This is a genomic window from Burkholderia sp. SRS-W-2-2016 (assembly GCF_001931485.1).
Classification (GTDB): domain Bacteria; phylum Pseudomonadota; class Gammaproteobacteria; order Burkholderiales; family Burkholderiaceae; genus Paraburkholderia.
In genome coordinates this window covers 116529-129818 of record NZ_MSDV01000005.1, presented here as the reverse complement: position 1 = coordinate 129818, position 13290 = coordinate 116529, and the positions used below count along the sequence as shown (strand labels likewise).

10 protein-coding genes and 1 pseudogene are annotated in these 13290 nt (G+C 65.6%); 7 read left to right on the top strand and 4 right to left on the bottom strand.

What is annotated here, in order from left to right:
* Positions 1–12: 12 nt before the first annotated feature.
* Positions 13–984, top strand: coding sequence for a DNA-binding protein YbiB (gene ybiB, locus BTH42_RS01960; protein WP_075295226.1), 972 nt, complete (start codon positions 13–15; stop codon positions 982–984).
* Positions 985–1431: 447 nt separating this feature from the next.
* Positions 1432–2422, top strand: a pseudogene (locus BTH42_RS01955) (2-isopropylmalate synthase); the annotation flags it as partial.
* Between the two features lie 370 nt (positions 2423–2792).
* Here BTH42_RS01955 and BTH42_RS01950 read toward each other — a convergent pair.
* A complete protein-coding gene (locus BTH42_RS01950) occupies positions 2793–3176 on the bottom strand; it encodes a nuclear transport factor 2 family protein (RefSeq protein WP_075295222.1) in 384 nt (127 codons plus the stop codon).
* A 41-nt stretch (positions 3177–3217) separates the two neighbouring features.
* Positions 3218–3781 (bottom strand): acyloxyacyl hydrolase, encoded by a 564-nt coding sequence (locus BTH42_RS01945; protein WP_075295220.1) that lies wholly within the window; start codon positions 3779–3781, stop codon positions 3218–3220.
* Between the two features lie 359 nt (positions 3782–4140).
* On the opposite strand from BTH42_RS01945, the gene rpoH reads away from it, so the two are divergent.
* From rpoH to cydX, 5 genes are all read left to right on the top strand, one after another.
* On the top strand, positions 4141–5076 hold the full coding sequence (gene rpoH / locus BTH42_RS01940) for an RNA polymerase sigma factor RpoH (protein ID WP_075295218.1): 936 nt from the start codon (positions 4141–4143) through the stop codon (positions 5074–5076).
* A 413-nt stretch (positions 5077–5489) separates the two neighbouring features.
* Entirely contained in the window at positions 5490–5750 is a 261-nt protein-coding gene (gene cydP, locus BTH42_RS01935; protein ID WP_075295216.1) for a cytochrome oxidase putative small subunit CydP, read from the top strand.
* Positions 5740–7332 (top strand): cytochrome ubiquinol oxidase subunit I, encoded by a 1593-nt coding sequence (locus BTH42_RS01930; RefSeq protein WP_075295214.1) that lies wholly within the window; start codon positions 5740–5742, stop codon positions 7330–7332. Before cydP ends, BTH42_RS01930 begins: the two co-directional genes overlap by 11 nt.
* A gap of 34 nt (positions 7333–7366) precedes the next feature.
* Positions 7367–8503 carry a cytochrome d ubiquinol oxidase subunit II gene (gene cydB, locus BTH42_RS01925; protein WP_075295212.1) on the top strand — a complete coding sequence of 379 codons (1137 nt, stop codon included), beginning with the start codon at positions 7367–7369 and terminating at the stop codon, positions 8501–8503.
* Between the two features lie 43 nt (positions 8504–8546).
* Positions 8547–8663 carry a cytochrome bd-I oxidase subunit CydX gene (cydX, locus tag BTH42_RS01920; RefSeq protein WP_075295210.1) on the top strand — a complete coding sequence of 39 codons (117 nt, stop codon included), beginning with the start codon at positions 8547–8549 and terminating at the stop codon, positions 8661–8663.
* Positions 8664–8752: 89 nt separating this feature from the next.
* Here cydX and nagE read toward each other — a convergent pair whose 3' ends face one another.
* Both nagE and ptsP read right to left on the bottom strand, forming a co-directional pair.
* Positions 8753–10576: an N-acetylglucosamine-specific PTS transporter subunit IIBC gene (gene nagE, locus BTH42_RS01915; RefSeq protein WP_075295208.1), complete on the bottom strand. Its 1824-nt coding sequence runs from the start codon at positions 10574–10576 to the stop codon at positions 8753–8755.
* A gap of 121 nt (positions 10577–10697) precedes the next feature.
* Positions 10698–13289 (bottom strand): phosphoenolpyruvate--protein phosphotransferase, encoded by a 2592-nt coding sequence (gene ptsP / locus BTH42_RS01910; RefSeq protein WP_075295240.1) that lies wholly within the window; start codon positions 13287–13289, stop codon positions 10698–10700.
* Between the last annotated feature and the right edge of the window lies 1 nt (position 13290).

Below are 13290 nucleotides of genomic sequence, written 5' to 3'. Positions count from 1 at the left end.
CCCTTGCGCCCGATGACCGACTCCACCGACACCGCCTCCCCCTTCCCCTGCGCCCGTTTCATCAAGGAAATCGGCCGCGGGCCGAACGGCGCCCGCGCGCTGACCGCCGACGACACCCGCGCGCTCTACACCGCGATGCTCGACGGCCGCGTCGATGATCTCGAACTCGGCGCGGTGCTGCTCGCGTATCGCGTGAAAGGCGAAAGCGCCGACGAACTCGCCGCGATGCTGGCGGCCGCGCATGCGTCGTTCGAGCCGGTGCAACTGCCGCACGGCGCGTACCGGCCGGTGTCGATTCCGTCGTACAACGGCGCGCGCAAGCAGCCGAACCTCGTGCCGCTGCTGGCGCTGCTGCTCGCGCGCGAAGGCGTGCCGGTGCTGGTGCACGGCGTCACCGAAGATCCGGGCCGCGTGACCAGCGCGGAAATCTTCGCGCAGTTGCGGATCGCGCATGCGCAGTCGCACGCGCAGATCGAAGACGGCCTCGCCGAGCGGCGCGTCGCGTTCGCGTCGATCGACGTGCTCGCGCCGAAACTCGCGCGCCTGCTCGCGCTGCGCCGGCGGATGGGCGTGCGCAATTCGACGCATACGCTGGTGAAGCTCTTGCAGCCGTTCGCGCCCGCGGGGCTGCGGCTCGTGAACTACACGCATCCGCCGTATCGCGACAGCCTCACGCAGCTGTTCAATTCGCACCCGGACGCGGCGGTCGGCGGCGCGCTGCTCGCGCGCGGCACCGAAGGCGAGGCGGTCGCCGACACACGGCGTCAGGTGCAAGTGGACTGGCTGCATGACGGCGTGTGCGAAACGCGCTTGCCGCACGAGCGTTCGTCGGCCGATGCGCCCGAGGTCGAGCTGCCCGAAGCACGCGACGCGGCCACCACCGCCGCCTGGATCGACGCGGTGCTGCGCGGCGAAGCGCCGGTGCCAGGCGCGATCGAGCGGCAGGTCGAACTGATCGCCGACATCGCTAAAACGGCGGATTGACACGGTCCGGGCGAGGCGGCTCGCGTCCTACGGCGCGCCCTCGTCCAGGCTTTCCAGCTCACGCCAACGCGCCGCGTGCAGGCACCGCGGGTTGACAGCCCGCCGCCTGCCGTCATACATTGGCGCCCATGCGTTCCATTCCGAACACCCTCCGAATTACCTTCGGCCGACTAGCTCGGCCCCTATCGCTACGTCTAGCGTAAGTCACGCGTAGCGCCGCGTGCTGGCAGCTCCAGTTGCCAGTGGCGGTCCTCCCGGCAGTTCCCGCAGTTCCGTTTCACCCCCAATCGTAGTTCTTCACAACCCGTCGTCGTTTGCATTCGTCCGTTTACCGCGCGGACGAAGCGAGAGGACTCAGTGCACGTTCCGGCGTGCACGCGCGGCAGTCGGCCAACCGCTCGACGCCCCACCCTCCCGCCGGCGACACCACGAATGAGGCATCTCATCATGTTGCGCAATCCCGCTGACAAATACCGTCCGTTTCCCACCGTCCGCCTGACCGGCCGCAAATGGCCGAGCCGCACGCTCGACGCCGCCCCGGTCTGGATGAGCACCGACCTGCGCGACGGCAATCAGGCGCTGATCGAACCGATGAACGCCGCGCAGAAGCTCGAATACTTCGAGATGCTGGTCGCGATCGGTTTCAAGGAAATCGAGGTCGGTTTTCCGTCGGCGTCGCAAACCGATTTCGATTTCGTGCGCCGGCTGATCGTCGAGCGGCGCATTCCCGACGACGTGACGATCGAGGTGTTCGTGCCGTCGCGGGCGGAGCTGATCGAGCGCACGTTCGACGCGCTCGACGGCGCGCCGCGCGCGATCGTCCATCTGTACAACGCGATCTGCCCGTCGTTCCGGCGCATCGTGTTCAACCAGTCGAAGGACGAGATCAAGGCGCTGGCCGTCGAAGGCACGCGGCTGATCAAGGAGCAGGCGGCGGCGCGGCCCGGCACGCACTGGACCTTCCAGTACTCGCCGGAGACCTTCAACACGACCGAGTTGCCGTTCGCGCGCGAGGTCTGCGACGCGGTCGCGCAGACGTGGCGGCCGACCCGGGATCACAAGATGATCGTCAACCTGCCCGCGAGCGTCGAAGCGGCCACGCCGAACGTGTTCGCCGACCAGATCGAATGGATGCACCGCAATCTCGGCTATCGCGACAGCATCGTGCTGTCGGTGCATCCGCACAATGATCGCGGCACCGCGGTGGCCGCCACCGAACTCGCGCTGCTGGCGGGTGCGGATCGCGTCGAGGGTTGTCTGTTCGGCAATGGTGAGCGAACCGGCAACGTCGACCTCGTCACGCTCGCGATGAATCTCGACGCGATGGGGATCGACAGCGGTCTGGATTTCTCGGCGCTCGCCGCGATCCGGCAGGTCGCGGAGCGCTGCACGCGGCTTCCGGTGGCCGCGCGGCACCCGTATGCGGGCGACGTTGCGCTGCGCGCGGCGCAGCCGTCGGCGGAGTGCGGCGAAGATGCCGCCACGGGCGGGAGCCGCGAGATCGAACCGGCTCGGGCGGACGAAGCTCCGGCGGACGAACGCGAGCCCGCCTGTATCTGAACCGGGTTGGAAAACTTCAGTTGATTGCAGCGGCATGCGTACCCGCATTGCCCGCTGCTGCCGCCGCCGCGCTCACGAAGCGCGTCCGGCGAGCGGTCACCGCTTCGATCGGAAGCTGACGTGAATCGCACCGGAGTTCGAAGCGGGCTCGCACGATCTGTGAGCCCGCCGCCCCCGTCTACTGGCTACCCTCTACTGTTGCGAGATGCCCCGCGCCGCGCTCACCGCACCATCGCTTCACGCGCGGCTCACTCGAGCGCGCAACGTGTCGCCTGCCACGCGATCAGCCGCCATTGGCCATCTTCGTGCGTATGAATCGCGGTATAGGCGATCGGAAACAGCAGCGCGCCGTTGTTCGCTTCCATCTCGATCAGCGCGCGCCCGGTGACGATGTAGGTCTCGCGGCCAGCCGGCAGCACCTCCTGCGACTGCACCTCGATCTGCCGGTAACGCCGCCGCCCGGCGGTGATCCCGTCGATGAACTGCCGCTTCGTCTCGCGCTTGCCGTTCGTATGAACGTAGCTCACGTTGTCCGCGAGCAGCGTGTCGAGCGACTGCCCGTCGCCGTCGACCATCGCGCGAAACCGCTCCCGTTCGAGTCCGCGAATCGCTTCGATCATCTTTGCCACCATTGCAGAGCCCCTCGTACGCCGTGGGCCGCAGGCGGTCACGGTCAGAAGTTATATTGCAAATATAGCTGGCTGAAATTTATACCAGGATTCGGCTCTTTGATACCGCCATTGGAGACATGCTGAAAGCGGTAGCCGGCGACATACTGCTGATGTCCGCCGAATTGCAGGCCGACGCCGGCCATATCGGCGAACTGGAACGCGGTGCCGAGCGTGAAGTCGGACGAGATGCGCGGGCTCGTCAGGAGCCGCACGCCGGCGCCGACCTCGACGAACGGCCGCACGAGGCCCGACGACTTGATGAAGCGAATCACCGGCGTCACCCCGACTTCGCCGATGTCACCATGCACATTGCCTTCATCGGTGTGCCACCACGCGACGTGCGCTTCGCCGAGCAGTGCGAAGTGCCAGTCGCCGATCTGCCACCATGTCAGATGCGGGTCCCACACCGCACCCAGATCGAGTTTCCTGACGTGACGGTCACCCACGCCGCCCGCGACCTGAACACCGAACTGATCCGCCGACGCCGCGCCCGCTCCGCCCAGCAACAGCGCCGCGAGCAGGCTTTTTAGAGTCAGCCCACGCAAAACAACATTGTGATTCTTCATCTGGCACCCGTATTTACGACTTCTTCAGCAATACGTCAGTGCGGGTAATTTTAAATAGAAACTTAATAGCATGAACGGCGAAACCAATGAGATAAATACGCAATTAAACACTTCACAATCTCGAAATACTGGTGATTAATAAGATACAAAATAATTCCACCGGTAATTTCTACGCCTCCGGCATGCCGGATAAATAGCGAGTCTGATGACTATCAGAAACTAAATTTCAATAGGCTAATGGGAACTTGGATGCCCCTACAGCCTCTAAGTATTAGCACTCGTTAGATCAGAGTGCTAACATCCATCGCTGGAGTCGTTTACTGAGTACGCTATTGTCTGATTCCAAAGGAGCTTTACACGTGAGCCATGCAATGACCCTTCCGAGTACTTTGAGCCCGTCGTCGGCTAAGGCCGCTCCGGCAGGTGCCCTGGCGCTCTCGCATTCCTCCCTGCTGCCCGGCCAGTTGGGCAACATCGACGCCTATATCCAGGCGGTCAACCGGATCCCGATGCTGACGCCGGCGGAAGAACGCCAGTTCGCCACCGAATTTCGCGAGCAGGACAACCTGGAAGGCGCACGCCGTCTGGTGTTGTCGCACCTGCGGCTGGTGGTGTCGATCGCGCGTAACTACCTCGGTTACGGGTTGCCGCACGCCGACCTGATCCAGGAAGGCAACATCGGCCTGATGAAGGCCGTCAAGCGCTTCGACCCGGAGCAAAACGTGCGCCTGGTGTCGTACGCGATGCACTGGATCAAGGCCGAGATCCACGAATACATTCTGCGCAACTGGCGGATGGTGAAGGTCGCCACCACCAAGGCCCAGCGCAAGCTGTTCTTCAACCTGCGCAGCCACAAGCAGGGTCTGGGCGCTTTCACGCCGGACGAGATCGACGGTCTCGCGAAGGAACTGAACGTGAAGCGCGAAGAGGTCTCTGAGATGGAAACGCGCCTGTCGGGCGGCGACATCGCGCTCGAAGGCCAGGTCGAAGACGGCGAAGAGTCGTATGCGCCGATCGCCTATCTGGCCGACTCGCACAGCGAGCCGACCGCGGTGCTGGCTTCGCGTCAGCGCGACCGGCTGCAAAGCGACGGTATCGCCAGCGCGCTCAACGCGCTCGATCCGCGCAGCCGCCGCATCATCGAGGCGCGCTGGCTGGCAGTGGAAGACGACGGTTCGGGCGGCTCGACGCTGCACGAACTGGCCGACGAGTTCGGTGTGTCGGCCGAGCGTATCCGCCAGATCGAAGCAAGCGCAATGAAGAAGATGCGCGGCGCGTTGGCCGAGTATGCCTGACGCATTGAAGTCGCCCACGCCGGGCCTCAGATCCGGCGCGTGACATTCAGCAACACTCGCCGAGCCGCACGCAACGCGGCACGGATCGACTGAAGCGCGCGGTCCGCGCTCGCAGTGCCCCAAAGCCCCTCCCTCGCAAGACGGTGGGGCTTTTTTCATCCCCCCGACCACGCGTTCGCGTCAGTCCCTCCGCTCACTACGAATTCGCGCTAAGTTCACCTTTCTTGACGTAGCTCAATCAAGATAGCAATACTGCATAAACGCGGCGATTCTCGCGACTCGATGCCGCATGGCTAAACCGGATCGCGCGAGGTTCAACTCATACAATCGGCATGCATTCGCCAGTTTGTCTTTTAGCGCGGACAAGCTGGATCCGGCCGGACTCTCCGGCGTGAAGTCGTTTTCGACCGATCATGACCCTAGCCATCAATCGCAGCAACACAGTCCGGTCGCGTTGGCGTAACCGGTTCACCAGATGGGTGCGTGGCCCAACCCTGGCTCGCGATATCGCTCTCATCCTCGCCATCAAGTTGGTACTACTGATGGTGCTCAAGTACACGTTCTTCAATCATCCTCAGGCGCGCCACATGACGCTGCCGCCTGATCAGGTCGCGCAGGCACTGCTGTCCGCGTCTACCCCGCACCCGTCCGAAGGTGGTCAACATGCCCGTTAACGAAGTCGTAGAGCTGTCACGCCTGCAGTTCGCCATCACCGCGCTTTATCACTTCCTGTTCGTGCCGCTCACGCTCGGCCTCACGTGGCTCCTCGTCATCATGGAATCCGTCTACGTGATGACCGGCAAGCAGATCTACAAGGACATGACCCAGTTCTGGGGCAAGCTGTTCGGCATCAACTTCGCGATGGGCGTCGCCACCGGCCTCACGCTGGAGTTCCAGTTCGGCACCAACTGGGCGTACTACTCGCACTACGTCGGCGATATCTTCGGCGTGCCGCTCGCGGTCGAAGGCCTGATGGCGTTCTTCCTCGAATCGACCTTCGTCGGTCTGTTCTTCTTCGGCTGGAACCGGCTGTCGAAAATCCAGCATCTGATCGTCACGTTTTTCGTCGCGATCGGCTCGAACCTGTCGGCGCTGTGGATTCTGGTCGCCAACGGCTGGATGAACAACCCGGTCGGCGCGAAATTCAACTACCAGACGATGCGTATGGAGCTCGACAGCATCGGCGCGGTGATCTTCAACCCGGTCGCGCAGGTGAAGTTCGTGCACACGGTGTCGGCCGGCTATGTGACCGCGGCGATGTTCGTGCTCGGTGTGTCGTCGTGGTATCTGCTCAAGCGCCGCGACATCGAATTCGCGTTGCGCTCGTTCGCGATCGCGGCCGGCTTCGGCCTCGCGTCGACGCTGTGCGTGATCGTGCTCGGCGACGAATCCGGCTACCGCACCGGCGAAGTTCAACAGGTCAAACTGGCCGCGATCGAATCGGAATGGGAAACCGCGCCGGCGCCCGCACCGTTCACGGTGTTCGGGATTCCGAACCAGCAGGAGCAACGCACCGATTACGCGATCCGCGTGCCATACGCGCTCGGCATCATCGCCACGCGCACGCTCGACGAACCGGTGGTCGGCCTGCGCGAGCTGATTACGCAGAACGAAGCGCGCATCAAGAACGGCATGCTCGCGTATTCCGCGTTGCAAAGGCTCAAGGGCGGTGACTCGTCCGACGAAGCGCACGCCGCGTTCGACGCGCACAAGGACGACCTCGGCTACGGCCTGCTGCTCAAGCGCTTCACGCAGAACGTGACCGACGCGACGCCGGCGCAGATCGCCGAAGCCGCCAAGGGCACGATCCCGCCGGTGCTGCCGCTGTTCTTCTCGTTCCGCCTGATGGTGGGCCTCGGCCTGCTGTTCCTCGCGACCTTCGTGCTGGCGTTCTGGTTCTGCGCACAGCGCACGCTGCTACTCGAGAAGCGCCGCTGGTTCCTGCGCTGGGCCGTATGGGCGATTCCGCTGCCGTGGATCGCCGCCGAACTCGGCTGGATCGTCGCGGAAATGGGCCGCCAGCCGTGGAGCATCGCGGGGATTTTGCCGACCAACCTCGCCGCGTCGAATCTGACGCCGCGCGACCTGTATCTGAGCATCGCCGGTTTCGTGCTGTTTTATACGGTGCTGTTCATCATCGAGATCATGCTGATGTTCAAGTACGCGCGGCTCGGCCCGTCGTCGCTGCATACCGGCCGCTATCACCACGAAATCGAACAGCGGGCCAGCCAGCCGCTGTCGAGCACGGCCGCGTAACGCGCCGCCACACCGTTCTTGAGGAACCCTCACTATGGACTACGCCACCCTCAAACTGATCTGGTGGGTTTTGATAGGTGTACTGCTGATCGGCTTCGCGCTCACCGACGGCTTCGATATGGGCGCGGCGATCCTGCTGCCGTTCATCGCTAAAACGGACTCGGAGCGCCGCATCGTCGTGAACACGGTCGGCGCGACCTGGGAAGGCAATCAGGTGTGGTTCGTAACCGCCGGCGGCGCGATGTTCGCCGCGTGGCCGCTCGCCTATGCCGCGTCGTTCTCGGGCTTTTACTTCGCGATGCTGCTGGTGCTGTTCGCGCTGTTCTTCCGCCCGGTCGGCTTCGACTATCGCGGCAAACGCGACGACCCGCGCTGGCGCACCGCGTGGGACTGGGGTCTGTTCATCGGCGGACTGGTGCCGGCGCTCGTGATCGGCGTCGCGTTCGGCAATCTGCTGCAAGGCGTGCCGTTCTCGTTCGACAACGATCTGCGCTCCACCTATCACGGCAGCTTCTGGGGCCTGCTCAATCCGTTCGCGCTGCTGGCCGGGCTCGTCAGCGTCGCGATGCTGACCGCGCACGGGGCCGCGTTCGTCAAGTGGAAGACCGACGGCGTGATTCACGAGCGCGCGTCGAAAGCGCTGCGGCTCGCCGCGCTCGCCGCGGTGGTGCTGTTCCTGATCGCGGGCGCGCTGGTCGCCACGGTGATCGGCGGCTATCAGATCGTCGACGCACCGCCGCTCGACGCGGTCGCGAACCCGCTGCAGAAAACCGTGATCGGCGCGCCGGGACTGTGGCTCACCAATTACTCGATCTACCCGTGGATGGTGATCGCACCGCTCGCGGGTCTCGTCGGCGGCGTGCTCGCGATGCTGCTCGCGCGCTCGCGCTTCGAGGCCTCGGCGTTCCTCGCGACCTCGCTGATGGTCGTCGGCGTGATCCTGACCGCGGGTTTCTCGATGTTCCCGTTCATCATGCCGTCCTCACTCGACGGCCGCAGCAGCCTGACCATGTGGGACGCGACGTCGAGCCACCTGACGCTCCAGATCATGCTGGTCGCGGTGATCATCTTCATGCCGCTGATCCTGCTCTACACCGGCTGGGTGTATCGGGTGATGCGCGGCAAGGTGACCGCCGCGGCGCTGAAGGAAAACAACCATTCGATGTACTGAACTTGAACGGCGTAACGTTTAACGGAATCAACAGGAGTTCGTGATGTGGTATTTCAGTTGGGTGCTCGGCGTCGGCGTCGCATTGGCGTTCGGGGTCATCAATGTACTGTGGCTCGAGTCGCGCGACGCGATGCACACGGCAAAGCAGACCACGCGCTAGGTTTGCAGCGCGAGCGGTAGACGCCAAAGCAAAAGCGGCACCTTGAATCAAGGTGCCGCTTTTTTGTTGCTGCTTAGTGGGCCGGACGATCAGGCCGGCACTGCGGCCGCTCCCGCCGCGCCGCCTTGCGACGGCAGACGCTCGGCGAGTTTCTGCGCGTAGCGCTGCGCCGCTTCGCCGACGACGATATGGAACGTGTTGGTCGACACCCATGCGGTATCGAGCGCGGCAAGACGCTGACGATCGACCGCAGCCGGATCGTTCACCACCACCCGCAGACGCGTCGCCGCGACCGCATTGAGCGACACCACGTTAGCCGCGCCGCCGAACGCGTCGAGCCAACGCAGCGGGTCCTGGCCGAGCGGGCCGCCTTGTGCCGGCTGAGCTGCTTGAGCTGACTGTGCAACCTGAACGCCCGATACAGCCGCGCCAGCCGCAGCGGCAACCGGCGCGACAGCAGTCGCTGTATTAACTGCCACACCCTCGCCCCGCGCAATCGCGGTACGCATCTCGTCGGCGATGATGTCCGCCTCCGGTCCGATGATCACCTGCACGCTATTGCCGCCGCGCTTGAGCACACCCCGCGCGCCGATCGACTTCAGTTCGCTCTCCGACACCTTGTCCGGATCGACGACCGACAGACGCAGACGCGTCGTGCACGCATCGACAACCGACAGATTCGCCGCGCCCCCCAGCGCCGCGATATAGCGCAGCGCACGCGGCGCTGCCGCGGCTGCTGCCCCGACCGGCGCCACGAAACCACCGCCCACCGCGACCGCTTCGGCCTGCTCATCGGCGGCTGCCGGCTCACGGCCCGGCGTCGCCATATTGAACTTGCGGATGAAGAAGCGGAACAGCCCGTAATACACGATCGAGTACACGATGCCGAGCGGAATCGCCCACCAGCCTTTGGTCGACAGACCGAAGTTCAGCACGTAGTCGATGAAGCCCGCCGAGAACGTGAAGCCCAGGTGAATGCCGAGCGCCGAGCAGATCGCGAGCGACAGCCCCGTCAGCAGCGCGTGGATCGCATACAGCACCGGCGCGAGGAACATGAAGCTGAATTCGATCGGCTCGGTCACGCCGGTCAGGAACGAGGTCAGCGCCATCGACGCGAGCAGGCCGAACACCATCGCGCGGCGCTCCTTGCGCGCCTCGTGATACATCGCCAGACACGCGGCTGGCAGGCCGAACATCATCACCGGGAAGAAGCCGGTCATGAAGGTGCCCGCGGTCGGATCGCCGGCGAAGAAGCGATGCAGGTCGCCGGTGACCGGTGCGCCGCCAGCCGGCGTGAAGGTGCCGAACACGAACCACGTCAGCGAGTTGAGGATGTGATGCAGGCCGGTAACGAGCAACAGCCGGTTCAGCACGCCGAACACGAACGCGCCCAGCGCGCCCGCGGTGGTCAGCCAGTGACCGGCCACGTCGATCGCGCCCTGCACCGGCGCCCACACGTGCCCGAATATGATCCCGAGCACCACGCAGGCCACCCCCGTCGCAATCGGCACGAAGCGTTTGCCGCCGAAGAACGCGAGGTAGTCGGGCAGCTTGATGTCCTTGTAGCGGTTGTACAGCAGCCCCGCGACGACCCCCGCGATGATCCCCGACAGCACGCCCATGTTGAGCTTGTCGTTGATGTCCTTCATCACCGCGATCTGCACCAGATAGCCGACCGCGCCGGCCAGACCCGCGACGCCGTTGTTGTCCTTCGCGAAGCCGACCGCCACGCCGATCGCGAACAGCAGCGGCAGGTTGTCGAAGATCGCGCCGCCCGCATCGGCGATCATCTTGATGTTGAACACATCGGGCTGGCCAAGCCGCAGCAGCAGGCCGGCAACCGGCAGCACCGCGATCGGCAGCATCAGCGCGCGTCCCAGCTGCTGAATTTTCAGAAACGGATTCCCATCCATTGCCATCTCCAATCCTTGTCTCGTAGTCGAACGTCTTGGTTGATTTGCACAGCTAATTGAGGTTGAAGCCGCTCGCGCGCCGGCTGGTGTGCAGCAGCTAGCGCGCAGCGGGTGGGTAAATTCAGTCGAGCGGCCAGGTCTCGCGGCTCGCCGCGCGGACCGCCTGCGCGGAGTCGAGCGCGAGCGCATCCTGCGCGCGCTGGCGGCACAGCGGGTAGTCGAGCGTGCGGACCCGCGCCTTGATGCCCGGCACCGACACCGGGTCGACCGACAGCTCGGTCACGCCGAGACCGACGAGAAGCGGCATCGCGAGCGGATCGCCGGCGAGCGCGCCGCACACGCCGACCCACTTGCCGTGCTTCGCCGCGCCTTCGACGGTCGCCGCGATCAGCCGCAGCACCGCCGGATGCAGACCGTCGGCCTGGGCCGCGAGATCGGGCTGGCAGCGGTCCATCGCGAGCGTGTACTGGGTCAGATCGTTGGTGCCGATCGACAGGAAATCCGCGTACTGCGCGAGCTGGTCGGCGAGCAGCGCCGCCGACGGCACTTCGATCATCACGCCGACTTCGACCGGTTCGGTGCGGCCGGCCTCGCGCGCGAGTTCATCGATCCGCTTGCGGATCCGCACGAGTTCGGCGGCGTCGGTGACCATCGGCAGCAGGATGCGCACCGCGCCGAGCGGGCGCACCGCGAGCAGGCCGCGCAACTGATCGTCGAGCAGATCGGGGCGCACCTGCGCGAGCCGCACGCCACGCAGACCGAGTGCCGGGTTCGGCTCGGGCGGCAGCGTCAGATAATCGACTTCCTTGTCGGCGCCGACGTCGAGCGTGCGGATGATCGCGGTGCGACCGGCGAGCGCGTCGACGATTGCCTGGTAGCTCTGACGATGTTCGTCCGCGCTCGGCGCGGCCGGGCGGTGGATGAACAGCAGCTCGGTGCGCAGCAGGCCGACCGCGTCGGCGCCGTTGTCGGCGGCCGCCTTCGCGTCGTCGAGCGTCGCGATGTTCGCGGCCACTTCGATCGCGCGGCCGTCGGAGGTTGCCGCCGCCTGTTGCGAGGTGCGGCGGTTCGCTTCGCGCACGTCGGCGAGACGGCTGCGTTCACGCCGCGCGCGTTCGACGTCGAGTTCGGTCGGCGCAAATTCGAGCCGGCCGATGCCCGCGTCCACCACCACTTGCGTGCCTTCCGGAATCGCATGCAGCGCGTCTCCGATCGCGACCAGCGCGGGAATGCCGGCCTGGCGCGCGAGAATCGCCGCGTGCGAGGTCGCGCCGCCGCGCGCCATCACGAGCGCGGTGACTCGCGTGCGATCGAGCGACGACAGATCGGACGGCGTGAATTCTTCGGCCGCGAGCACCGCTTCGTCGGGCAGCACACGCGCCGCGCTGCTGGTATAGCCGAGCGCGCGCAGCACGCGTTTTTCGATGTCGCGCAGATCGGCCGCGCGCTCGGCGAGCAACGCGTCTTCGACATTGCTCAGGATGCCTATCTGTGCGCGGATCGCTTCACGCCACGCAAAGCCGGCGCTCTTGCCCGGGCTGATCAGATCGCGCGCGGCGTCGAGCAGCGTCGGGTCTTCGAGCAGCACCCGATGCACCGCGAAAATGCCCGCCTCGCCGACCGCGCCGCGTTGCGACGCATCGCGCACCACCGTGTCGAGATCGCTGTCGACGCTGGCGATCGCCTTGTCGAGCAGCCGGCTTTCCGCCGCCGATGTGCCGCTCGCCTGCTCGGGCGGATCGAGATCCGCGTCGTCCCAGCGCACCAGCTTGCCGACCGCGACGCCCGGCGCAGCGCACACGCCGGCAAGCGTGTTCGGCGCGAGCGGCTCGCCGCTGGCCGGACGCGCCGCGACCGCAGCCGCGGCCGGCTGGCGCGCCGGTTTCTGTTCGACTTCGCCGTGGACCTCGCGAGTCAGCTCGTGAGCGACCGCATCGACCGCGGCCTGCGCCTGCGAGCCGATGCCGAGCAGCTCGACACTCGCGCCTTCACCGGCGCCCAGACCGAGCAGACCGACCACGCTGCCGATCGCCGCCTTGCGGCCGTCGTAACGCACTTCGACACGCGCGTCGAAAGCGCGCGCCGCTTCACGCGCACGGGCCGCCGGCCGCGCATGCAAACCGCCGGGCTGCGTCAGCGTGATCTGCCGACGCGCTTCCTCGACGACCTGCGCGGCGCTCGCCTCGCGCGCCGCTTCATGGCTGACGCCGTCGCGAGCATGCAGCACCAGCAGCGGCGTTTCACCCGCGCGTGCCAGCCCGGCCGGCGCGCGCTCGAGCACCTCGAACGCATCCGAGTTCGCGATCGCGATCACCGACACGAGGCTCGGCGCAGTCAGCGCGACCTGGTCCTGATCGAACTCGATCAGCACGTCGCCGGCGCGCACCTGTGCGCCCTGCTCGACCATCGGTGCAAAACCCTTGCCGTTCAGCTCGACCGTGTCGATCCCGATATGCAGCAGGATTTCGACACCCTCGGCGCTCGCCAGCGTGACCGCGTGACCGGTGCGCGCGAGATGCGTCACGACGCCGTCGCACGGCGCGACCAGACGCCCCTCGAGCGGATCGATGCCGATCCCGTCGCCGAACATGCCACCCGAAAACACCGGGTCCGGCACGTTCGCGAGCGGCACGACCGGACCGGTCAACGGCGCGAGCAAAACAATGTGAGCTTCGGAATGACTCATCAGGCTGGACTTTTCGACACGTCGCATC